The organism is Klebsiella sp. RHBSTW-00215, assembly GCF_014103785.1.
In the GTDB taxonomy this organism is placed as follows: Bacteria; Pseudomonadota; Gammaproteobacteria; order Enterobacterales; family Enterobacteriaceae; genus Klebsiella.
Genome location: NZ_JABXQS010000001.1, coordinates 2524978 through 2548220 on the forward strand (window position 1 = coordinate 2524978; position 23243 = coordinate 2548220).

At 54.9% G+C, this 23243-nt stretch carries 17 protein-coding genes and 1 riboswitch; of the genes, 5 read left to right on the forward strand and 12 right to left on the reverse strand.

All coding sequences use genetic code 11. The features are described from left to right. Positions 1-4 precede the first annotated feature (4 nt). From rapA to araB, 5 genes are all read right to left on the reverse strand, one after another. Positions 5-2911, reverse strand: coding sequence for an RNA polymerase-associated protein RapA (gene rapA / locus HV127_RS12050; protein ID WP_182236293.1), 2907 nt, complete (start codon positions 2909-2911; stop codon positions 5-7). A gap of 186 nt (positions 2912-3097) precedes the next feature. Then, positions 3098-5428 (reverse strand): DNA polymerase II, encoded by a 2331-nt coding sequence (gene polB / locus HV127_RS12055; RefSeq protein ID WP_182240639.1) that lies wholly within the window; start codon positions 5426-5428, stop codon positions 3098-3100. A 177-nt stretch (positions 5429-5605) separates the two neighbouring features. Then, entirely contained in the window at positions 5606-6301 is a 696-nt protein-coding gene (gene araD / locus HV127_RS12060) for an L-ribulose-5-phosphate 4-epimerase (protein ID WP_182236295.1), read from the reverse strand. A gap of 187 nt (positions 6302-6488) precedes the next feature. Beyond that, entirely contained in the window at positions 6489-7991 is a 1503-nt protein-coding gene (gene araA / locus HV127_RS12065) for an L-arabinose isomerase (RefSeq protein WP_110272591.1), read from the reverse strand. 10 nt (positions 7992-8001) lie between these two features. Then, positions 8002-9711: a ribulokinase gene (araB, locus tag HV127_RS12070; protein WP_182236297.1), complete on the reverse strand. Its 1710-nt coding sequence runs from the start codon at positions 9709-9711 to the stop codon at positions 8002-8004. 337 nt (positions 9712-10048) lie between these two features. Between araB and araC the strand changes: the two genes are divergently transcribed. Then, positions 10049-10894: an arabinose operon transcriptional regulator AraC gene (araC, locus tag HV127_RS12075; RefSeq protein ID WP_110272589.1), complete on the forward strand. Its 846-nt coding sequence runs from the start codon at positions 10049-10051 to the stop codon at positions 10892-10894. Between the two features lie 128 nt (positions 10895-11022). Continuing rightward, positions 11023-11790 (forward strand): DedA family protein, encoded by a 768-nt coding sequence (locus HV127_RS12080; protein ID WP_182236299.1) that lies wholly within the window; start codon positions 11023-11025, stop codon positions 11788-11790. On the opposite strand, the gene thiQ is transcribed toward HV127_RS12080, so the two are convergent. The 4 genes from thiQ to sgrR all read right to left on the reverse strand — a co-directional run bounded on the left by thiQ (position 11777) and on the right by sgrR (position 16920). Beyond that, on the reverse strand, positions 11777-12478 hold the full coding sequence (thiQ, locus tag HV127_RS12085; RefSeq protein WP_182236301.1) for a thiamine ABC transporter ATP-binding protein ThiQ: 702 nt from the start codon (positions 12476-12478) through the stop codon (positions 11777-11779). The two genes, HV127_RS12080 and thiQ, sit on opposite strands and share 14 nt — an antisense overlap. Then, positions 12462-14072, reverse strand: coding sequence for a thiamine/thiamine pyrophosphate ABC transporter permease ThiP (thiP, locus tag HV127_RS12090; RefSeq protein ID WP_182236303.1), 1611 nt, complete (start codon positions 14070-14072; stop codon positions 12462-12464). Before thiP ends, thiQ begins: the two co-directional genes overlap by 17 nt. Then, positions 14048-15031: a thiamine ABC transporter substrate binding subunit gene (thiB, locus tag HV127_RS12095; protein ID WP_182236305.1), complete on the reverse strand. Its 984-nt coding sequence runs from the start codon at positions 15029-15031 to the stop codon at positions 14048-14050. Before thiB ends, thiP begins: the two co-directional genes overlap by 25 nt. Positions 15032-15063: 32 nt before the next feature. Then, positions 15064-15227: riboswitch (TPP riboswitch) on the reverse strand. Between the two features lie 37 nt (positions 15228-15264). Continuing rightward, complete coding sequence (gene sgrR, locus HV127_RS12100) at positions 15265-16920, reverse strand: HTH-type transcriptional regulator SgrR (RefSeq protein WP_182236307.1); 1656 nt, start codon at positions 16918-16920, stop codon at positions 15265-15267. Positions 16921-17007: 87 nt separating this feature from the next. Between sgrR and sgrT the strand changes: the two genes are divergently transcribed. Continuing rightward, on the forward strand, positions 17008-17160 hold the full coding sequence (gene sgrT / locus HV127_RS12105; RefSeq protein ID WP_110272583.1) for a glucose uptake inhibitor SgrT: 153 nt from the start codon (positions 17008-17010) through the stop codon (positions 17158-17160). 229 nt (positions 17161-17389) lie between these two features. Further along, positions 17390-18574 (forward strand): sugar efflux transporter, encoded by a 1185-nt coding sequence (locus tag HV127_RS12110; protein ID WP_182236309.1) that lies wholly within the window; start codon positions 17390-17392, stop codon positions 18572-18574. 52 nt (positions 18575-18626) lie between these two features. Here the strand turns inward: HV127_RS12110 and HV127_RS12115 are convergent, their stop codons facing one another. Further along, entirely contained in the window at positions 18627-19937 is a 1311-nt protein-coding gene (locus HV127_RS12115) for an MFS transporter (RefSeq protein WP_182236311.1), read from the reverse strand. Between the two features lie 232 nt (positions 19938-20169). On the opposite strand from HV127_RS12115, the gene HV127_RS12120 reads away from it, so the two are divergent. Continuing rightward, positions 20170-21066: a LysR family transcriptional regulator gene (locus tag HV127_RS12120; protein WP_110272580.1), complete on the forward strand. Its 897-nt coding sequence runs from the start codon at positions 20170-20172 to the stop codon at positions 21064-21066. A gap of 172 nt (positions 21067-21238) precedes the next feature. Here the strand turns inward: HV127_RS12120 and aroD are convergent, their stop codons facing one another. Together aroD and HV127_RS12130 are read right to left on the reverse strand one after the other, a co-directional pair. Next, positions 21239-21994: a type I 3-dehydroquinate dehydratase gene (gene aroD, locus HV127_RS12125; RefSeq protein ID WP_112215539.1), complete on the reverse strand. Its 756-nt coding sequence runs from the start codon at positions 21992-21994 to the stop codon at positions 21239-21241. A 33-nt stretch (positions 21995-22027) separates the two neighbouring features. Beyond that, positions 22028-23242 carry an MFS transporter gene (locus HV127_RS12130; RefSeq protein ID WP_182236313.1) on the reverse strand — a complete coding sequence of 405 codons (1215 nt, stop codon included), beginning with the start codon at positions 23240-23242 and terminating at the stop codon, positions 22028-22030. Position 23243 lies beyond the last annotated feature (1 nt).

Genomic DNA, 23243 nt, shown 5'->3' on the forward strand with positions numbered 1-23243 from the left:
TCCGTTACTGGTGGGTGACCACGATTAAGCGCAGCGCGTCGAGACGCCAGCCTGCCTGGGCCAGCGCGTCCATCACCTGCTGACGATTGCTCTCGATAGCCGACAGTTCATCATCGCGGATGTTCGGGTTAACGGCGCGCAGCGCTTCAAGACGCGACAGTTCAGCCGACAGCTTATCGTCAGCTTCGCTACGTGCGGCATCGATCAGCGCCTGGGCCGCTTTTGCCACCTGGCCTTCACCCTGCTGCAAAATGGCGTGAACATCCTGTTGGACGGCGTTAACCAGCTTGCTGCCGGTATGGCGGTTAACTGCGCTCAGCTGGCGGTTAAAGCTTTCGAACTCCACCTGGCCGGCGAGGTTATTACCGTTTTTGTCGAGCAGCATGCGCACCGGCGTCGGCGGCAGGAAGCGGTTAAGCTGCAGATGCTTCGGCGCCTGCGCTTCGACGACGTAAATCAGCTCCAGCAGCAGGGTTCCTACCGGCAGCGCTTTGTTCTTCAACAGGGAAATGGTGCTGCTGCCGGTATCGCCGGAGAGGATCAGATCCAGGCCGTTGATAATCAGCGGGTGCTCCCAGGTGATGAACTGTGCGTCTTCGCGAGACAGCGCAACATCACGTTCGAAGGTAATGGTGCAGCCATCTTCCGGCAGACCCGGGAAGTCAGGGACCAGCATATGATCGGACGGGGTCAGCACAATCAGGTTTTCACCGCGATCGTCCTGGTTGATACCGACAATATCAAACAGGTTCATGGAGAAGGCGATAAGGCTAGTGTCATCATCCTGCTCTTCAATGCTTTCCGCCAGTGCCTGGGCTTTTTCTCCGCCGTTAGAGTGGATCTCCAGCAGGCGGTCGCGACCTTGTTCAAGTTGGACTTTCAGCGCGTCGTGCTGCTGGCGGCAGGATTTGATCAAATCGTCAAAGCCGTCGGTATTTTCTGGCGCGGCAAGGTAGTTAATCAGTTCGTTATGCACGCTGTCGTAAACGGTGCGGCCGGTCGGACAGGTGTGTTCGAATGCGTCCAGCCCTTCGTGATACCAACGTACCAGCACCGACTGAGCGGTTCTTTCCAGATACGGAACGTGGATCTGAATATCGTGGGCCTGGCCGATACGGTCCAGACGGCCGATACGCTGCTCGAGCAGATCCGGGTTGAACGGCAGGTCGAACATCACCAGGTTGCTGGCGAACTGGAAGTTACGCCCTTCGGAGCCGATTTCAGAACACAGCAGCACCTGAGCACCGGTATCCTCTTCAGCAAACCAGGCGGCGGCGCGGTCGCGCTCGATAATCGACATGCCCTCATGGAACACTGCCGCGCGGATACCTTCGCGCTCGCGCAGTACCTGCTCCAGCTGCAGCGCGGTGGCCGCTTTGGCGCAGATGACCAGCACTTTCTGCGAGCGATGGCTGGTGAGATGGCCCATCAGCCATTCGACGCGCGGGTCGAAGTTCCACCAGGTGCCAGTATCGCCTTCAAATTCCTGATAAATCTGCTCTGGATAGAGCATGTCACGGGCGCGTTCTTCGGCGGTTTTACGTGCGCCCATAATGCCAGAAACCTTGATGGCCGTCTGGTATTGGGTCGGCAACGGCAGACGAATCGTATGCAGCTCGCGTTTCGGGAAGCCTTTGACTCCGTTGCGGGTGTTGCGGAACAGCACGCGGCTGGTGCCGTGGCGGTCCATCAGCATCGAGACCAGCTCCTGGCGCGCAGCCTGGGCATCATCGCGGTCGCTGTTTGCCGCCTGCAACAGCGGCTCGATATCCTGCTCGCCGATCAGATCGCTCAGGGCGTTTAGCTCGGTGTCGTTGAGCTTATTGCCCGCCAGCAGCAGGGCCACAGCGTCGGCAACCGGGCGGTAGTTTTGCTGTTCTTCAACAAACTGGGCGAAATCGTGGAAACGGTTAGGATCGAGCAGGCGCAGGCGAGCGAAGTGGCTCTCCATACCCAGCTGCTCCGGGGTTGCGGTCAGCAGCAGAATGCCCGGCACGCGTTCGGCCAGCTGTTCAATCGCCTGATATTCACGGCTAGGTGCCTCTTCGCTCCACACCAGGTGGTGTGCTTCGTCGACGACCATAATGTCCCACTCGGCATCGCACAGGTGTTCCAGACGTTGCTTGCTGCGGCGCACGAAATCCAGCGAGCAGATAACCAGCTGTTCGGTTTCGAACGGGTTAAAGGCGTCGTGCTGGGCTTCGGCATAGCGTTCGTCATCAAACAGCGAGAAGCGCAGGTTGAAGCGGCGCAGCATCTCCACCAGCCATTGGTGTTGCAAAGTTTCCGGAACGACGATCAGCACGCGTTCGGCAGCGCCACTGAGCAATTGTTGATGGAGGATCATCCCGGCTTCGATGGTTTTACCTAAGCCCACTTCATCTGCCAGCAGGACGCGCGGCGCGTGACGGCGCCCGACATCGTGGGCGATATTCAACTGATGCGGGATCAGGCTGGTGCGCTGTCCGCGCAGGCCGCTCCACGGCATACGGTACTGTTCGCTTTGAAATTTGCGCGCGCGATAGCGCAGGGCGAAACGGTCCATGCGGTCGATCTGTCCGGCGAACAGGCGATCCTGCGGTTTGCTGAAGACCAGCTTGCTGTCGAGCAGCACTTCACGCAGGACGACGTTGGCTTCTTCGGTATCGAGACGGGTGCCGGTATAGGCCAGCAGGCCGTTCTCTTCATTAACTTCGTCAACCTGGAGCTGCCAGCCTTCGTGGCTGGTGATGGTATCGCCCGGGTTAAACATCACGCGGGTGATCGGGGAGTCGTTGCGTGCGTACAGACGGTTTTCGCCGATAGCAGGGAAAAGAAGGGTAACCATGCGCGCATCCAGCGCAACCACCGTCCCTAATCCCAGTTCGCTCTCTGTGTCGCTAATCCAGCGTTGACCAAGTGTAAAAGGCATATATGTTCGGCTCTTTAGTTCTTTAATTGCAGGCAATAGTTGAGAGTCTCCAGAAAGGTCGGAGATGCGTCAATATTGGGTCCGGGAATGGAAAGGGCGCTATATTACTGGATGGCGGAACGTTCGTCACGTCCTGCTCACCCTTCAATTTACTGCTTTTTTGCAGGTTGAATGAATGAGTAAAAATCAAAATAGCCCCAGCTGACCTGTCACTATTGTAGCAAAATCGTCGTCGACAAAGGGAAGAATTCCGTCGGCAACAGGCTGTAATTGCTTTGACAAATAGTGCTCATAATCGAGCGGTGATTGCTGATAGTCCACTGGCTCGGGCCCGCTGGTGGTCCAGACATACTTAATGCTGCCGCGCTGCTGATACTGCTGCGGCCTACCCAGTTTGACGTTTTGCTCATCCGCGAGCCTGGCTGCTCGCACGTGCGGCGGCACATTGCGCTGATACTCCGCCAGCGGGCGGCGCAGGCGTTTACGGTAGATCAGCCGATCGTTAAGCTCGCCGTTCATCAGCTTATCAATGGTTTCGCGCACATACTCCCGGTAAGGCTGATTGCGGAAGATGCGCAGATAAAGCTCCTGCTGAAACTGCTGGGCCAGCGGCGTCCAGTCGGTGCGTACCGTCTCCAGTCCTTTAAAAACCATCCGCTGCTCGTCACCATCCTGAATCATCCCGGCATAGCGTTTTTTACTGCCGGTATCGGCACCGCGAATGGTCGGCATTAAAAAGCGGCAGAAGTGGGTTTCAAACTCCAGTTCCAGGATGCTGGTCAGATTATCTTTGCCAAGTTCTGTTGCCCACCACGCATTGACGAAGGCCACCAGCGAATGGCCGATTTTCGTCGCCTCTTCTTCGCTGTGGGCGCGCTTTAGCCACACGAAGGTGGAGTCGGTATCGCCGTAGATAACGTCATAGCCCTGGGATTCAATCAGCGCTTTGGTCTGGCGCATAATCGCGTGGCCGCGCATGGTGATTGAGGAGGCCAGGCGCGGATCGAAAAAGCGGCAGGCGCTGGTGCCCAGCACGCCATAAAAGGCGTTCATGATGATCTTCAGCGCCTGTGACAGCGGTTTGTTTTTGTGCAGTTTAGCCTCGTCGCGCCCGTGCCAGATTTGCCCGACAATGCCCGGCAGGCAGTGTTTCTCACGCGAGAAGCGCGCGCCAAGGAAGCCTTCGGTGCTGTGTTCGTTATCGGGCTGCGCCAGCCCCTCAACCAGCCCGACCGGGTCAATCAGGAAGGTACGGATAATTGACGGGTACAGGCTCTTATAGTCCAGCACCAGCACCGAATCATACAGGCCGGGCCGCGAGTCCATCACGTAGCCGCCGGGGCTGGCCTGCGGCGGTACTTCGCCGAGGTTTGGCGCGACGTAGCCCAACCGGTGCATACGCGGGAAATAGAGGTGGCCGAAGGCGGCGACCGAGCCGCCGTGACGATCCGCGGGCAGGCCGTTGACCGTCGCGCGTTCCAGCAAAAACGGCATGATCTCCGTTTTATGAAAGATACGCGTAACCAGCTCGCAATCCTGCAGGTTATAGGTCGCCAGCGCCGGTTTATCTTCATTAAAGCGGCGGTCGATTTCGTCCATCCGATCCCAAGGATTATCGATGGCTTTCCCCTCGCCGAGCAGCTCGCGAGCGACTGATTCCAGCGCAAAAGAGGAGAAGTTCCAGAAGGCGGATTTTAGCGCCTCAATGCCGTCGATAATCAAGCGGCCGTTGGCCTGAGCGAAGAAGACGCCGTTTTTAAACCCGTGCTCGCGCCACTCCAGTTCGCTGTTGCCGCGCCCTAGCATCAGCGGGATACGATAGCGCTCGGCGTGCTTTTGCAGGACACGTAAATCGAACTGCACTACGTTCCAGCCAATCAGTACGTCCGGGTCGTGGGCGGCAAACCAGGCGTTCAGCTTTTCCAGCAGCAGGGGGCGGCTGGCAACATACTCCAGCTCAAAATTGACGGCTGGCGGCGAGGCCGGTTCAGGCCCGAGCATATAGACGACGCGCTGCCCGCAGCCTTCAAGACCGATGCAGTAGAGCTCGCCGTGGCGGCTGGTTTCGATATCCAGTGAGACCCATTTCAGCGGCGGGCGGTAATCGGGGTTGGGCTTCATCCGCGCGTTAACCAACTGCTGGCCGCGCGCGTCACCTTCGACCCACACCGGGGCGGTGATAAAGCGCTCCATCAGATAGCGCTCTGGCGGACGAATATCGCCTTCATAGACCGTGATGCCGTTTTCGCGCAGCTTTTTTTCCAGCCGCATCAGCTGGCGGTGAGCGCGGCAGTAGAGGCCAAACACCGGCTGGCGATGAAAATCTTTTAGGGTAAGGGGAGCAAGACGGTGGCCGTTTTCCCCTTGCAGCAGGCGTTCAACCTGCGCGCGCTGGGATTCGGGGATGAAAGCAACGGATTCCTGCGGCGGCAGCGTGACCTGAAGCGGGCCGTCATCGGTCGCTAGCCAGAAGGTCAGTTCGGTGCCCTGCGCGGTATCCCGCCAGTGACGGGTCAGTAAAAAACCTTCTCGTGGCTGCGTTACGCCGTGCTCTCATTAGTAAAAACCAGGCCTGATTATAGCCTGGTTCATGCAATGGTGCTGGGGTTTTATACAGGTGTGGCGGGCATCCGTTCCCGGAGGCGGCGCTTCGCACCTGTCCGGGCTACCAGACTTGCAGACGGTTGTGGAGTTTTACTGCCCGTAATAGGCTTTCGCCCCGTGTTTACGCAGATAGTGTTTATCCAGCAGCGTTTGCTGCATATCTGGTAATTGCGGTGCCAGCTGGCGGCAGAAGATGCCCATATAGGCGATCTCTTCGAGCACAATAGCGTTATGCACAGCGTCTTCGGCGTTTTTCCCCCAGGCAAACGGGCCGTGGGAGTGCACCAGTACACCGGGCATTTGCGCCGGATCGATGCCTTTTTCACGGAAGGTTTCGACAATCACCTCGCCAGTTTCCCACTCGTATTCACCATTGATTTCGTCGTCGGTCATCAGGCGGGTGCAGGGAACCGCGCCGTAGAAATAGTCGGCGTGGGTGGTACCGGTAGCGGGAATCGACTGCCCGGCCTGCGCCCAGATGGTGGCGTGGCGCGAATGGGTGTGGACGATGCCGCCCAGCGTTGGAAATGCCTGATACAGCAGGCGGTGAGTTGGCGTATCTGAAGAGGGTTTTTTCTTGCCTTCAACCACTTCGCCAGTCTCAAGGCTGACCACGACCATGTCTTCGGCTGTCATCACGCTGTAGTCGACGCCGGAAGGTTTAATCACCAGTACGCCCTGTTCACGGTCGACGGCGCTGACGTTGCCCCAGGTAAGGGTGACAAGATTGTGCTTTGGCAGGGCCAGGTTGGCTTCCAGTACCTGGCGTTTGAGATCTTCTAACATAATGTACTCCAAATAGCAGGCGAGTCAGGTTTCCCTCACCCCGGCCCTCTCCCAAAGGGAGAGGGTGAACGGCGGGCCGCGCTTGAACTTTCCTCCTCAGCCGAAGGGAGAGGGAGAAAGGCGGCATTGCGCTCGATCGGTCCCCTCTCCCCGCAGGGGAGAGGGTTAGGGTGAGGGGAACGGCCTCTTAACGTTTTGAACCGTAATAAACTTCGTTCCAGCGCAGCGCATCTTTGAACGACGGCAGGCGGGTCTCGTTATCAATGACGGTCAGCTCGATATCCTGCAGTTCGGCGAACTGGCGCATATCGTCCAGGGTCAGCGCGTGGCTGAAGACGGTGTGGTGCGCGCCGCCTGCGATAATCCAGGCTTCAGACGCGGTGCGCAGGTCCGGATGGGCTTTCCACAGGGCGTTAGCCACCGGCAGCTTCGGCAGATCGTGCGGGGTTTTCACCGTTTCAATGGTGTTAACCAACAGACGATAGCGATCGCCGAGATCGATCATGCTGGCGACGATCGCCGGGCCGGTCTGGGTATTGAAAATGATACGCGCTGGATCGGCTTTACCGCCGATGCCCAGCGGCTGCACATCGAGAATTGGTTTCTCGGCGGTAGCGATGGTCGGGCAGACTTCCAGCATGTGCGAGCCCAGTGCCAGATCGTTGCCTTTCTCGAAGTGGTAGGTGTAATCCTCCATAAAAGAGGTGCCGCCCTGCAGACCAGTTGCCATCACCTTCATGATGCGAAGCAGAGCGGCGGTTTTCCAGTCGCCCTCGCCCGCAAAGCCGTAGCCCTGCTGCATCAGACGTTGTACGGCCAAACCCGGAAGTTGTTTCAGGCCGTGTAAATCTTCAAAAGTGGTGGTGAACGCATGGAACCCACCTTGTTCGAGGAAGCGCTTCATCCCCAGTTCGATGCGTGCGGCATCAATCACGTTCTGACGCTTATCGCCGTGGATTTGCGCCGCAGGCGTCAGTCGGTAGGTACTTTCGTACTCATCGATCAGCGCGCTGATTTCACCCTCAGTGACCGCGTTGACCACCTGCACCAGATCGCCCACCGCCCAGGTGTTAACCGTGAAGCCGAACTTGATTTGCGCGGCAACTTTATCACCGTCAGTGACCGCCACTTCACGCATGTTGTCGCCGAAACGGCACACTTTCAGATGGCGAGTATCCTGTTTTGATACCGCCTGGCGCATCCATGAGCCGATGCGCTGATGAGCTTCCTGATCCTGCCAGTGGCCAGTCACCACGCTGTGCTGCTGACGCATACGCGCGCCGATGAAACCGAACTCGCGGCCGCCGTGTGCGGTCTGGTTCAGGTTCATAAAGTCCATATCGATGCTGTCCCACGGCAGAGCCGCGTTGTACTGGGTATGGAACTGCATCAGCGGTTTATTGAGGATAGTCAGGCCGTTAATCCACATTTTGGCAGGCGAGAAGGTATGCAGCCACACCACCATTCCGGCGCACTTATCATCGTAGTTCGCGTCGCGGCAAATATGGGTGATTTCATCCGGGGTGGTGCCTAACGGTTTAAGCACCAGTTTGCACGGCAGTTTGGCTTCCGCATTGAGGCTATTCACCACATGTTCGGCATGCTTCGTGACTTGACGCAGCGTTTCTGGGCCATACAGATGCTGGCTACCAATAACGAACCACACTTCATAGTTATTAAAAATTGTCATTTTCATGTCCTTAATGGGTGAGAGCTGCCTGGGATTGCGGGGCTGTTTCCGCCTTTGCAGTCGAAGGGAGATAGAGTTGTTCTGCGCTGACCGACCATTGTTGGTAGCGCTGATAGAGTTGTTCGAAACGTTGTGCCTGCTCAGGGCGCGGCTGCAAGGTACTTTCCACCTGGCTGGCCATGTTCTCCTGCGCGGTCGGAATATCGCGGTACACGCCAGCGGCGACGGCGGCGAAGATGGCGGCGCCCAGGGCGCAGCACTGATCGGAGGCGACGATTTGCAGCGGGCGATTCAATACATCGCAGCAGGCCTGCATGATCACCTGGTTTTTCCGCGCAATGCCGCCGAGCGCCATCACGTTATTGACCGGGATACCCTGTTCGGTGAAGCACTCCATAATGGCGCGTGCGCCGAAAGCGGTAGCGGCAATCAGCCCGCCGAACAGCGCCGGAGCGTCGGTGGCGAGGTTCAGGTCGGTAATCACCCCTTTCAAACGCTGGTTTGCGTTCGGCGTGCGGCGACCGTTAAACCAGTCCAGCACCACCGGCAGATGTTCGAGGGACGGATTTTTCGCCCAGGCTTCGGTCAGCGCAGGTAGCAGCTGTTTTTGGCTAACTTTGATCTGCTCTTTCAGCTCCGGATGCGCGAGCGCCAACTGCTCCAGCGGCCAGCCAAGAATGCGGCCAAACCAGGCATAGATGTCGCCAAAGGCGGATTGCCCGGCTTCCATACCGATAAAGTCGGGCACCACGCTACCGTCTACCTGACCGCAGATCCCTTTCACCGTACGTTCGCCAACGCTTTGTTTGTCGGCAATCAGGATGTCGCAGGTTGAGGTACCGATAACTTTGACCAGTGCGTTAGGTTGGGCACCAGCACCGACTGCGCCCATATGACAGTCGAAAGCGCCGCCGGAGATGGTGACGGTTTGCGTCAGACCCAGGCGCTGCGCCCATTCGGCGGTCAGCGTGCCGACAGGTAAATCGGCGGTCCAGGTTTCGCTGAACATCGGCCAGGTCAGGTTCTGGTTAAGAATGGGGTCGAGTTCATCGAAGAAGCTGGCCGGCGGCAGGCCACCCCAGCTATCGTGCCACAGTGATTTGTGCCCGGCGCTGCAGCGGCCACGACGAATATCCTGCGGGCGGGTGGTGCCGGAAAGCAGGGCTGGGACCCAGTCGCACAGCTCAATCCACGAAGTGGCGGCCTCGGCAACGGCGCTATCCTCGCGGGTGACATGGAGGATCTTGGCCCAGAACCACTCGCTGGAGTAGATGCCGCCGATATAGCGAGAGTAGTCCTCTTTGCCTGGCTGGTGGCACAGACGGGTGATGGCCTCCGCCTCTTCCACCGACGTGTGGTCTTTCCACAGTACGAACATGGCATTCGGGTTGTTGGCGAACTCTTCGCGTAACGCCAGGACGTTGCCGTCGGCATCAATCGGCGCGGGCGTTGAGCCAGTGCTGTCGACGCCGATACCCACGACGGCGGCGCGTTGTTCGGCGCTCAATGACGCGAGGACGCTTTTCAGCGCGGCTTCCATTGATTCAATGTAATCACGTGGATGATGGCGGAACCGATTGTTCGGGCCATCGCAGAACAGCCCCTCCTGCCAGCGCGGATACCATTCGACGCTTGCGGCGAGCTCTTCGCCGGTCGCGCATTCCACTGCCAGGGCGCGTACTGAATCACTGCCAAAATCGAGGCCAATCGCAATTGCCATTCTGTTACTCCATGCTAAAAAACATTCATGGTGAAACAGTAGATATTCGTGCCGAAAACCGTCAGGCTGTATTCGCTAATCTTATGGACTATATTGCTGTGAGGTCGCAAAGTGTGACGCCGTGCAAATATTCAATGTGGACTTTTCTGCCGTATTTATAGACACTTCAGTTATGTGCTGAATGCGTATGAATTGTGCGCTGTGCTCAGTTTTTGCCGAGAGAAGGCGGGTTTTAATTCGATTTCTAATCCACGTCGCAGTACGGGCTGTCAGCCAGACGATAAAATACAAGGTATGGACAATTGGTGTCCAAAATGTCTCCGGGAGAGCTGATTTTATGGCCGAAACGCAAAACGATCCTTTATTGCCGGGTTACTCCTTTAATGCCCATCTGGTGACGGGCCTGACGCCAATTGACGCAGAAGGCTATCTGGATTTCTTCATTGACCGCCCGCTGGGTATGAAGGGGTATATTCTGAACCTGACGATCCGCGGCGAAGGGGTAATCAACAACCACGGAGAGCAATTTATCTGCCGACCCGGCGATATGCTGCTGTTCCCACCGGGGGAGATTCACCATTATGGGCGCCACCCTGATGCCCGGGAGTGGTATCACCAATGGGTTTACTTCCGGCCGCGCGCCTACTGGCATGAATGGCTGAACTGGCCGACGATTTTTGCCCAGACCGGTTTTTTTCGCCCCGATGAGCAGTGGCAGACGCGTTTTTGCGAACTGTTTGGTCAAATTGTTGATGCCGGGCAGGGGGCTGGGCGTTATTCCGAGCTGCTGGCGATAAACCTGATGGAGCAACTGCTGCTAAGGCGCATGGAGGCGATCAACGAGTCGCTGCACCCGCCGCTGGATAACCGGGTGCGCGATGCCTGTCAGTACATCAGCGATCATCTGGCGGACAGCCATTTTGATATTGCCAGCGTCGCCCAACATGTGTGCCTGTCTCCGTCGCGCTTATCGCATCTGTTCCGCCAGCAACTGGGCATCAGCGTACTCGGATGGCGGGAAGATCAGCGAATTAGCCAGGCCAAGCTACTGCTCAGCACCACGAGGATGCCAATCGCCACCGTAGGTCGCAACGTGGGCTTTGAGGACCAACTGTACTTTTCCCGGGTATTTAAGAAATGCACCGGCGCCAGCCCGAGTGAGTTCCGTGCGGGATGTGAATAAAAAGTAAAGAAAGTGAAATGATCACCCGGATTATTAACACTGCCAGTAAACTATACAAACAATTGATGGCTTGACGAAGTATTGGCGGCTCCGGAGAATCCGTGCTTCGTTTTTAAACCGGGTACATTATGCAAGCATTGCTGGAACACTTTATTACTCAATCCACGGTCTATTCCCTGATAGCCGTTCTGCTGGTTGCCTTCCTGGAGTCGCTGGCGCTGGTGGGGCTTATCTTACCGGGAACGGTAATGATGGCCGGATTGGGGGCGCTGATCGGCAGCGGTGAAGTTAACTTCTGGCAGGCGTGGCTGGCGGGGATTATTGGTTGCTTGCTCGGTGACTGGATTTCGTTCTGGCTTGGCTGGCGCTTTAAGAAGCCGCTGCACCGTTGGTCTTTTTTGAAGAAAAACAAAGCGCTGCTCGATAAAACCGAACATGCGCTGCATCAGCACAGTATGTTCACTATTTTGATTGGCCGATTCGTTGGACCGACGCGCCCGCTGGTGCCGATGGTTGCCGGAATGCTTGACCTGCCGGTCGCGAAATTTATTCCGCCTAATATTATTGGCTGCCTGCTGTGGCCGCCGCTCTACTTTTTACCAGGAATTCTGGCCGGAGCGGCGATTGATATTCCGGCCGATGAGCATAGCGCCAGCTTTAAGTGGCTGCTGCTGGGAGCGGCGCTGTTGGCGTGGCTGGCTGCGTGGTTGTGCTGGCGACTGTGGCGCAGCGCCAAAAGTTCGGGCGATCGCTTAACCCGCTTCCTGCCGCGCTCGCGCCTGATGTGGCTGGCGCCGCTGATGCTGACTGCCGCCGGAGTGGCGCTGACTTTTGCCTTCCGCCATCCGCTGATGCCGGTCTATCTTGAGATCCTGCATAAGGTTATTTTGCGCTAATCCCCAATAGCGACGAGGCGCTGCTGTTGCCGCTGAGCAGTTCGGCAGTTGTGCCATCCCAGGCGATTCTCCCCTCAGCGACCACGATTGAACGCGGCGCAATGCGCGCCGCATCTTCCACGCTGTGCGACACCATCAATAGCGTCAACTGCTGCTGCTGACAAACGTCGGCGACCAGCGCCAGCATCTCCTGGCGCAGAGCGGGATCGAGCGCCGAAAAGGGTTCATCCAGCAACAGTACCGGCTGCTTGCGCACCAGACAACGCGCTAGCGCCGCACGCTGCCGTTGGCCGCCGGACAGCTCGCCCGGTAGGCGTCCCAACAGCGAATCGATGCCCATCTGCCCGGCAATAGCCTGCAAACGGTCTGTCTGTTCGGCATTTAACTTAAGCCCCGGATTCATCCCGAGCGCAATATTGTGGCGTATGGTCAGATGGTTAAAGAGGTTATTTTCCTGAAACAGCATCGATACCGGACGGCGCGCGGGCGGCGTATGGGTATGGGACTGACCGTCGATGGAGATACTGCCGCTGGCGGGCGGTAAAAAACCGGCAATCAGGTTTAGCAGCGTGCTTTTCCCCGCGCCGCTGGGACCAAGAACCGCAATGCGCTCGCCGCGTTCAACGCCGAGCGTAAAGCGCATCGGCAGATGCTGGTAAAGCCAGGTCACATCATTCAGTTTTAGCATCACGCCCCGGAAGTTTTTCAATCACGCTAAAGAGTACAAAGCACAGCAGCAGGAGCAGCAGGGCGGTAACGGCGCCGTCCTGGCTACGGTAAGAGCCAATTTGCTGATACAGGTAGAACGGCAGGGTGCGGAAGTTTTCGTTGCCAAACAGCGCCACCACGCCAAAATCGCCAATCGACAGCACGCAGGCAAAGGCCAGAGCCTGGGCCAGCGGACGTTTTAAAGCGCGAAGCTCAACCACCCGCAAGCGGGTAAAACCGTGCATCCCCAACGACTGGCACAGCGTGCCATAGCGGGTAGCGATGTCGCGCATAGGGTTTTCCAGCACCTTAAGCGCATAGGGAATCGCCATTAGCGCATTGGTGAAAATCACGATGCCATCGGCGGATTCAGGCAGGCCCACGCTGTTATTGAGCAGCAGGAAGAAACCGGTCGCCAGTACGATGCCGGGCATCGCGAGGATTAACATCCCGCTGAGTTCAAGCGCCTGTCCGGCCAGCGGGTAACTGCGGGCGCGAAGCTCGCGGCTGCTCCACAGCAACATCATGGTCAGAATGACGCTTAAGACGCCAGCAGCAAGGGCGATGCGCAGTGAAGTCCATAGCGCCTGCCATAGCGCGGGCTGGCGCAGCACGCTAAACAGATTGCTGTTCAGACCGTCGAATACTACCGCCAGCAGCGGAGGCAGCAGAAGCATGAGCGCTGCGGTGATCAACGCAAAATCGCTTAAGCGACTGTGTAGTCGGTCGTCGGGATCGCGCCAGCCGTGGATGTTGCTGGCCCCGATGGCAAGGGCTTTGCTCAGGCGCTGGCTGAGCAATACCAGCCCGAGACAGCAGATCATCTGGATAAGCGCCAGCATTGCGGCGCGCGCCGGGTCGTAGTCAAAATTAAGCGCCTGGTAAATCGCCAGTTCGATGGTGGTGGCTCGCGGGCCGCCGCCCAGCGATAGCACGGTCGCAAAGCTGGCAAAGCAGAGCATAAAAATAAGCGCGGCGACAGGTGGAATTTGCCGACGCAGCCACGGCCATTCAACCAGCCTGAAGAAGACGTAACCGCGCATCCCTAGCTGGGCGGCGATTTGCCGCTGCTCGCCGGGGATATTCTCCAGCGTCTGAAGTAACAGGCGCGTGGCCATCGGCATATTAAAGAACACGTGCGCCAGCAGGATCCCCTGTAGCCCGTAGGGCGAGAACTCCCACTGCCAGCCGAAAGCGTTAAATAATTCGGCGAGCCAGCCCTGGCGGCCATAGACGCTAAGAATACCAAACACCGCGACCAGCACCGGTAGGATTAAGGTCATTGCGCACAGACGCAGTAGCAGCGTGCGTCCGGGAAAGCGTCGACGATAGAGGGCGCGGGCGAGGAAAATCGCCGGAATTACCGAAAGCAGGGCCGAAAGAAACGCCTGCCAGAAGGAGAAACGTACCACGTGCCAGAGATAGCTATCGCTGACGATCGTACGCCAGGCTGCATCCGGTGCGCTGTTCCAGAGCGACAGAAAAGCGGCCAGCGCGACGGCGACCAACAAAGTGGCCGCCGTCAGGCCCGGCAGAAGCCAGCCGAAAGTTAGCGGCTGACGGCGCGTTGCCATGCGCTTATCCAGTTCTGGCGGTCTGTCGCCACCTGCTGCGGGGTAAACTCGAGGGTAGTTTGCGGTTTCATCAGCGTGTCAAAGCCTGCCGGGAGCGCAACCTGAGTGACCGGATACATCCAGTTGCCGGTCGGGATAGCGTTCTGGAAGCCAGGAGATACCATAAATTTGAGGAATTTTTCCGCCAGTTCCGGCTGCTTGCTGGCTGCGGTGCGGGCGGCAACCTCGACCTGTAGATAGTGGCCCTCAGCGAAGTTCGCCGCGGCATAGTTATCTTTCTTCTCTTCGATAATGTGATAGGCCGGGGAGGTGGTGTAGCTCAGTACCAGATCGCTTTCACCTTTCAGAAACAGGCCGTAGGCTTCGCTCCAGCCTTTGGTGACGGTAACGGTTTTCGCCGCCAGCTTCTGCCAGGCTTCCGGGGCTTTATCGCCGTAGACTTTTTGCATCCACAGCAGCAGGCCAAGGCCCGGCGTACTGGTGCGCGGATCTTCATAAATCACCCGCCATTTCTGGTCGCTCTCAACCAGTTCTTTCAGGCTTTTCGGCGGATTTTTAAGCTTATTTTTATCGTAAACAAAGGCGAAGTAGCCGTAATCAAAGGGGACAAAGGTATCGTTGTCCCAGCCGCCAGGCACGCTGAGCGCGGTGGCTGGTACGCCGCTTTTGGCGAACAGTTTGCTCTGGGAAGCAGCTTCTAGCAGGTTGTTATCCAGCCCAAGCACGACATCGGCTTTGCTGTTTTTACCTTCCATGCGCAGGCGGTTGAGCAGCGAGACGCCATCTTCCAGCGCCACAAACTTCAGCTCGCAGTTGCAGTCGGCTTCAAAAGCTTTTTTAATCGCCGGACCTGGTCCCCAGTCGGCGGAGAAAGAGTCGTAGGTATAAACGGTCAGGAGTGGTTTGGCGAAAACGGGCGCAGCGACCAGCGCCAGTAGCGGGAGTAATTTTTTCAACACTTTGCACCTCAGAAAAAAGGGGTGGCAAAGGATTTTGAGTGGGCCTCAAATCCCTTCGCCGGCGTTATCCGGATCAGGTTCGACGGGTATTTTCTCAGCCCATACGCTTTTTCTTTCAGGTCGCTTCTGTGCTAACCGCACTTTGATGCAACTCGAATGATATTGCGTATGTTTAATAGCACCCCGTTGAGAACGGCAGTTAGTGTAATGATTTTGCCTGCTGACGGAAAGCCTTACGGCTCCGGTGGCGCAAACCACGCGGACTTAAAGTCGAACCAGCCGAGGGTATTCATGCGCACGCCGCGCATGCTGCGCTGCCCCTGGATCATCAGCCAATGGTGTATGAGCGGCACAATGGTTTGGTTGGCCAACAGCTGCTGGCTCCAGGTGGCCGGATTAAGCTCTCCTGCGCGCCAACGGCTGGCGTCCTGCTCCCAATCAATGGGAATACAGTGGCGAATCAGCGGGACTTCATACAGCCAGGCAAACAGGGAAAAATCGATCGGTAACGTGAAGTTGGCGCTATTGAGCCACACGTCGCTGACCACTTCGCCGCGATGCCACTCTGCGTACTCCAGCTCCTGAATTTCCAGTTTGACCTGATGCTCGGCCAGCAGCGTCGCCATAATCCCACCTATCAAGCGATGCTCGACGTGGTCCTGGTAATAGGTCAGCTTGACCGTCTCCAGTCCCGGCGGTTTTTCGCAAGCGTGGCTGCGCGCATGGTGCCAGCGGGGTAGCAGGCCGTAGGCCGGGAACCAGTTGCCCTGATAATGTTCACCAGCGTGATAGAGCAGGCTGGCGGGCTGGAACAGGTAGCTTAACCACTGGCGAACCGCGGTGTTGCTGCCGAGCGGGCTGCGGGCGTCGAACAGCAGATAGTAGCAACCCTCTTCCAGACGGCTTTCCACCGCTTTTTCACTCTCCGTGGTGCCCTGGAGCGTTAATCCTCCATTGGGTTCTTCGCTGATTTCCGGCAGCACCCAGACGTTAACTTCATCGATTAAGGCCCGATAGCCGAAATAGTCATCGAAGGCATGGATCTTCAACTGGTTTTGGTTATTGCGGGCGACCGCATAAGGGCCGGTACCTATGGGGATGCTGGAGAAGTTGTCCATTGACTGCCAGTCGTGTGGCAGGATCATCGCGGGAACCTGGCTAAGCAGCCACGGTAGCCAACGATCGGGGTGACTGAGATGAATATCCAGCGTCCATGCGGTAGGGGAGTCGATGCGCTCGATATGAGAGAACAGCGGCAGCGCGTTGCTACGCTGTAAGGAGGTGATGACATCTTCCATTTCCAGTTCACGTCCATGATGAAAATGAATGCCAGGACGCAGAAAAAAACGCCAGTGGGTTGGGGTCATTTGCTGCCAATGGTGAGCTATATCCGCTTCCAGTTCCCCATTTTCCTCATTTACTCGCGTCAGGGCGCTAAAAATCTGCCGGGCGATGTGCGTTTCCGAGCGGCGCAGTGCGCTACCGGGCAGCAGATTTTTCATCGGGCGGTAGTAAAGTACGCGCAGGATGTGCCGCCCCTGACGGAAGCTGCGGCCGAGATGGGAAACCAGCATTTGCCGGACGGCGGCTTTATCGCCAACCAATTGCACCAGTTGATCGATTCTGTCCTGCTCAAGCAGGTCTTCCGCTCGCTGCTGTTGCAAGGCGAGACCGGTATAGAGGAAAGCCAGCCGGGAGCGCTTACCGCGCCCGACCTCCGCCTCCCAGGTCAGCCAGCCGCGCTCTTCCATCATATTCAGTAAGGTACGCATATGACGACGCGAGCAGCTCAACATATCTGCCAGCTCATTAAGCGTTGTCTCCTGCGACTTGCCGTCGCAGCACTGCCATAAGCGGATGAACTGCTGTTGTAAACGACCGGAAGACATAAAAGGGGAACTCCTGATAAAAACTCAGCAATTTATTACTTCCTATATTAAGTCAATAATCAACCTCGATGAAGTGAGGAGGTGAATATGATGAGGTCAACCACAAAACAGTTCTACCTACGCTACTTTTCTGCGACGCAGGATGCGTCCTGGCTGGCCCGCCTGATGGCAGGAAGACAGCAGGAAATTCTTGGCGAACTGATGCAGTGGGGAGTTACGTCGCAGACCTCTGATCATTGACTTGCAGACATCATGTGTGACTGAGTATTGGTGTTATACTCGTCGTCTTTCAAGCTGCAGGTGCGTTGGCTGCGCCCGCTCGCCCAGGTCACATAGTTATCTATGTTCCCAGGGACTTACGTTCTGGCCGCCTGCCCGCAACTCGAAATCCATAGAGTATAGAATCACCCGCCAGCAGAAAACCTCTGCTGGCTTTTTTCGTTTTCTTCGCGTGGTTTAAGGACATGACATGCTGTGGTTAATGACGATGGGGCGACGTCTTAACGGCGTTTACGCCGCTTTTATGCTGGTCGCTTTCATGATGGGAATCGCTGGTGCGCTACAGGCGCCAACGCTCAGTTTATTTCTTAGCCGCGAAGTGGGTGCACAGCCTTTCTGGGTGGGGCTTTTCTATACGGTTAACGCGATTGCCGGGATTCTTGTCAGCCTGGCGCTGGCCAAGCGCTCCGATAGCCGGGGCGATCGTCGGCGCTTGATTATGTTCTGCTGCCTGATGGCGGTAGGCAATGCGCTGCTGTTTGCATTTAATCGCCATTATCTGACGCTGATTACCTGCGGGGTGATGCTGGCTTCGGTGGCGAATGCCGCGATGCCGCAGCTTTTTGCGCTGGCGCGGGAATATGCCGATAGTTCGGCGCGCGAAGTGGTGATGTTCAGTTCGATAATGCGTGCTCAGCTCTCGCTGGCGTGGGTGATTGGCCCACCGCTGGCTTTTATGTTGGCGCTGAATTACGGCTTTACAACCATGTTTACGATAGCGGCGGGCATTTTTGTCATCAGCCTGGCGCTGATTGCCTTCAAGCTGCCGTCGGTTGCCCGCGTTGAGCAGCCTTCGGAAGGTGCGGAAGTGCTACAGCAGGCTGGGGGGTGGCACGATAAAAACGTGCGTATGCTGTTTATCGCCTCTACCCTGATGTGGACCTGCAACACGATGTATATCATTGATATGCCATTGTGGATCAGCAGCGATCTGGGTCTGCCGGATAGTCTGGCGGGGATTTTGATGGGGACCGCCGCCGGACTGGAAATTCCGGCAATGATTTTGGCGGGCTATTACGTTAAACGCTGGGGTAAACGCAACATGATGGTTGCGGCGGTTGCGGCAGGCGTGTTGTTTTATGTCGGCCTTATTCTGTTTCACGACCGGGTGGCGTTGCTGGCACTACAGTTGTTTAACGCCGTGTTTATTGGCATCGTTGCCGGGATTGGTATGCTGTGGTTTCAGGACCTGATGCCCGGAAGGGCAGGGGCGGCAACGACGCTGTTCACCAACAGTATCTCCACTGGGGTGATTCTGGCTGGGGTCATTCAGGGGGCGGTATCGCAGAGCTATGGACACGCCAGCGTTTACTGGACCATTGCCGCTATTTCGCTGGTGACGCTGTTTATGACCTGTAAAGTTAAGGATATCTAATTATTTAGCTACCCCGGCAGGTGATATGGCCGGGGTAGTTTCACGCAACTTGCTATTTCAATACAATCCGTTTGATATCGCCGATAATAAAAATATAGGCGATAACGCCAATAAATGCCGTCAGACCAATATAAATGAGTGCGTAGAAGAAATTACCGGTCATCGATATAATGACGCCAATAATCAATGGGGTAATGATCGATGCCATATTTGCGCAGAAGTTGAAGATCCCACCGGTAAGCCCAGCCATATTTTTAGGGGCAATATCTGAAATTAGCGTCCAGCCTAGTCCAACCATCCCCTGACCAAAGAAGGCTATCGACATAATAATAATGACGGCAGTGTTACTCTCCACCCAGTTAGCCGCGATGATACAGCTGGAAAGCAACAGCCCTGAAATAATGGGTAGTTTTCGACTAATATTTACAGACTTGGTTTTTCTTAATATTTTGTCGGAGACCCAGCCACCGAAAAGGATGCCAACAGCCGCTGCCATAAACGGCCAGGAGGCGAAGAAACCAACGTGAAGCCATGGCAAATGGCGCTCATTGGCCAGATAGGTGGGGAACCAGGTCAGGAAGAAAACCAGCGTAGTATTACCTGCAAACTGCCCAAGGCTGGCGCCAATGATTTGCCTGCAGCACAGTAAACGTTTTGCATCGGGCCAGTTGAAAGGGACATTTTCATTCGCTTTCTCGGTATTTTCTAAACCGATGTATTCCAGTTCGGCTTTATTTGCGGTTTTGGATTCATGCGGTTCGTGATAAAACTTCCACCATACAAAAGTGAAGGCAATACCTAATCCACCAGTGATAAAAAATAACGTTCTCCAGCCGTGATGTTCAAGAATAATAAAGAGTAAAGGAGAAAATGCCGCCAGGCCAATATATTCTCCGACGGTGTAAGTTGCCGTTGCACGTGCGCGTTCATGTTGGGGAAACCATTTGCTCACGACCCGACTGTTGACCGGGAAACAGGGTGCTTCACTGATTCCCAGACCTAAACGCAATAGCAATAAGGATTTTAACCCGACTGAAAAGCTTTGTAATAGAGTGAAGGTTGACCAGAAAAAAATTGAAAGCGCGTAGGTTAACTTGTTACCAAAGCGATCTAAAAACATGCCGCCAGGGATTTGTGCCAGCGCATAGGTCCAGGCAAAAGCAGAAAAGACGATGCCCATCATTGCCGGATCGATATGTATTTCGCTTGTTAACTTAGGAGCAACAATACCAAGGATAGTACGATCAAGATAATTTATCATCGTACCGATAGAGAGTAACATTAAAATTACAATTCGCGTTTTGGTTCGCTTCTGCGTGGCCGGTGGCGAAATAGGCCTTTCCTGAACATTGATTGTCCTCATTGAGAGTTCCTTTAAAGTTTAAAATATTTTTGCATATATTGACACATGCAAAAATATTCTACTGAACCATTGATTTAGTCTATGATATTGCAATCCTTTGTTACGTGATGAATAAAATAACAAAACAATATTTGATGCGACGCCGATATTTGCCCTTTGCGACTCATCATAGATGGCTTGTATGGTATATTAGGTGCATTAGTTTTATTCTTATATTATACGAGCAAAAATAATGAACCTAAAGCAACTTTATTATTTTAAGCGACTGGCAGAAACCGAGCATTACACCGAGGCGGCCTCTAGTCTTTTCATCACCCAGCCCTCCTTAAGCCATGCCATATCTGAGCTGGAGAAAGAACTGGGAGTGGCGCTATTTGCCAGAAAAGGGCGAAATGTCAAGATCACACAGAATGGTAAACGCTTTCTGCCCTACGTGGAAGATGCGCTGGCTTCTCTGGAAAATGGTCGCATGACGCTGCAAAAAAATAGTGCGGAAAACAAAGAGAATATTCGTATTGCTTTTATTTATACAATGGGTGAGTTTGTTGTTCCGCAGTTAATTAATAAATACTCACTTTCACCATCTTGTCACAATGTGACGTTTTCTTTTACTCAGGGCACGTCGCTAACGTTGCTACAGGAACTAAAGGCCGGAAAGACTGATTTAGCCATTTGCTCTTATATTGCTGATGAACCAGATATTGATTTTATTCCAATTATTCAGCAAGAACTGGTTGTAGTGACAGCGAAAGATCATCCTCTTGCCAGGCTATATGATGATGAAGTCGATCTGGTTGAGACGATTCATTATCCCTATGTCTATTTTTCAGAAAATAGCGGTCTGCGGCCTTTTATCGATAACGTATTTATGCAGCAAAAATTAGTGCCGGACATTGCTTGCTACGTTGACGAGGATACGGCGATGGCGGGGCTGGTAAGTATTGATTATGGTATTGCGATTATGCCGCGAATTTCCGCACTCTCGTACTACAACGTGCATATCCTGACGATCAAAAATGCGATTCCTCCACGCTATATCTATCTGGCAACGATGAAAGAGCGGGTACTTTCCCCTGCAATTCAGTCGTTTAAGAATGTCATTATTAATGACAGCCAAAAAATGATCTAAGTCTCTGGAGTATATACCCAATGGATTTCGAGTTGCTTTGAGGCGGCAAGAGAGAGAATCCCCGGGAGCTTACTCAAGTAAGTGACTGGGGTGAACGAACGTAGCCAACAAAGAAGCAACTTGAAAGACGACGGGTATAGATGCCCGGAGGAAACCTCCGGGCACCGTTTTATCAGGAAAGAATATCCATCAGTTCACGCAGCTGAGTAATGGCGATTTGTCCCGGTGCTGACGCCTGACCTACGGTACCGAAGGTCATTGCGGAACCGAACAAACGACCCGTTACCCGGCTAACCCCGCCGGATTTACCCATCGACATGGTAATTAATGGGCGGGTTGCATACTTTTCTTTCATCGTCAGGGTTGCAGACAGCAGGGTTAACACATCCTGCGGCGACTGCGGCATGACGGCGATTTTCGGTAAATCGGCACCCAGGTCCTGCATACGACGCAGGCGGTAGATAATATCTTCCTGAGCTGGAGTTTTATGGAAATCATGATTACTCATGATGACTTTTACGCCAGCCGCATGGGCATCGTTCACCAGTGAACGAATCTGTGCTTCATCATTGAATAGCTCGACATCAATGACGTCAGCGAGTCCGCTAACCGCCGCCTGGCGATTCAGTTCAAAATAAGCTTCATCGCTAATTTCCGTTTCGCCGCCCTCTTTTTTACTGCGGAAGGTGAACAGCAGCGGAATGTCTTTCAGCAATTGACGAATTTCGCCCAGCGCCAACAGTACCTGCTCAATTTCTCTAACCTGCGTGAAGTGATCAACACGCCATTCGATAATGTCGGCTCCGGCGGTAGCCAGGGCGCGAGCATTGACTTGCAGTTCGTCAATGGTTTTACCAATCAGCGGAACGCAAATCAGGGTTTCCCCTTCCTGGAAGGTGATGTTTTTTACTGTTACTGCTTTAGTCATGTTGGTATCCATTATTCTTTTTGTCATTGACCATCAGGCGGTTGCTGCAACATGAGATGTTTTTGCAGCGGCGCGAGCCTGAAACTGACGATAACCGATGTACAGAGCGATCACAAAGCCGACGATAGCGATCAGGAGATCAAACCACATAATGCTGGCGATACCAATCTTCGACAGTTTTGCCGTGATGAGTGGAATCGTAAAGCTTGCCAGACTCCCGGCGGTATAAAAGATCCCGGTGGCTTTGCCTTTTCCGTTAGGAAAGCTCATCGCCATAATGGTTGCGCCTATCTGCAGAACACCGCCAGCGGCGGCAAAGCCGATGATAAAGGCAAACCCGGTAACCACCATTGGCGTCGGGAACAGGCAGACGATCAGCAGTGAAATCATCGACAGGAAGGTATAGATGATCATGGCGACGGCTGAACTGAACACCTCTTTGACGAAGGCCGCAGTGACAAATACGCAAGTCAGAGAACCCGCAGTGTAGACGCTCAGCAGTTTAATGGCTGACTCATGCGGGATTCCTGCAACGAACTCGCCGTACTGCGCTAACCATTGGCTAACCAGATAGAAAGTCGCCATCCCGATATAGCCGTACAGGGTAAATATCACCATATCCAGCTTGCCGGAATTAGCTTGCGGAGCGGCTGTAACAGCCTGCGACTTTTCGACAGTTTCCTTTTTCGCCCGATGATCCGGGAAAGGCATTTTTATCAGGTAGATGGCGCTCAGAACCATCAATGCTGCGGCGATGATAAACGACCAGCCATACCACATATTCGCCCATATCAGCGCGCCGATAATGAACGGCAGCAGGAACTGTCCGGCAGAGACGAAGGCTTTAATCAGCACGTTCGCGCGGCTGGCGGAGTTAGGGAAAGACTCCATCAACGCCGGATAGGTTCCGGAATCGAGGAAGCTGTTTGCCAGGCCGGCCATAATGCCGAAGAAGTAGGCCATATAAATGTTTTTCGTCAGTAAAATACCGAGGAAAAACACCAGATAGCTGGCGATCCCGAGATAGATAAAGGGTTTGCGTCCAAAGCGATCGGACAGGAATCCTGTCACGATCGTGGCGAGTTTACCAATACCTAGCGACGATATGACGATGGAGACGCCGGCAGCGTCGGTTCCCCATTGCGTCTGTAAATTCGCCATATTGAGGGTAATTAATAATACCCCCATGCCATGGATCAGATAGTTAAGGTATAGCCCCGCTGCCGTTGGGACATATTTATTTTTCATC

Coding starts and splice junctions, on each gene's coding strand:
- sgrT (WP_110272583.1), top strand. CDS start 17,008: ATGATGAGGTCAACCACAAAACAGTTCTACCTACGCTACTTTTCTGCG.
- aroD (WP_112215539.1), bottom strand. CDS start 21,994: ATGACTAAAGCAGTAACAGTAAAAAACATCACCTTCCAGGAAGGGGAA.
- thiP (WP_182236303.1), bottom strand. CDS start 14,072: ATGGCAACGCGCCGTCAGCCGCTAACTTTCGGCTGGCTTCTGCCGGGC.
- thiQ (WP_182236301.1), bottom strand. CDS start 12,478: ATGCTAAAACTGAATGATGTGACCTGGCTTTACCAGCATCTGCCGATG.
- araD (WP_182236295.1), bottom strand. CDS start 6,301: ATGTTAGAAGATCTCAAACGCCAGGTACTGGAAGCCAACCTGGCCCTG.
- HV127_RS12115 (WP_182236311.1), bottom strand. CDS start 19,937: ATGAGGACAATCAATGTTCAGGAAAGGCCTATTTCGCCACCGGCCACG.
- araC (WP_110272589.1), top strand. CDS start 10,049: ATGGCCGAAACGCAAAACGATCCTTTATTGCCGGGTTACTCCTTTAAT.
- sgrR (WP_182236307.1), bottom strand. CDS start 16,920: ATGTCTTCCGGTCGTTTACAACAGCAGTTCATCCGCTTATGGCAGTGC.
- HV127_RS12080 (WP_182236299.1), top strand. CDS start 11,023: ATGCAAGCATTGCTGGAACACTTTATTACTCAATCCACGGTCTATTCC.
- HV127_RS12120 (WP_110272580.1), top strand. CDS start 20,170: ATGAACCTAAAGCAACTTTATTATTTTAAGCGACTGGCAGAAACCGAG.
- rapA (WP_182236293.1), bottom strand. CDS start 2,911: ATGCCTTTTACACTTGGTCAACGCTGGATTAGCGACACAGAGAGCGAA.
- araB (WP_182236297.1), bottom strand. CDS start 9,711: ATGGCAATTGCGATTGGCCTCGATTTTGGCAGTGATTCAGTACGCGCC.
- araA (WP_110272591.1), bottom strand. CDS start 7,991: ATGACAATTTTTAATAACTATGAAGTGTGGTTCGTTATTGGTAGCCAG.
- HV127_RS12130 (WP_182236313.1), bottom strand. CDS start 23,242: ATGAAAAATAAATATGTCCCAACGGCAGCGGGGCTATACCTTAACTAT.
- HV127_RS12110 (WP_182236309.1), top strand. CDS start 17,390: ATGCTGTGGTTAATGACGATGGGGCGACGTCTTAACGGCGTTTACGCC.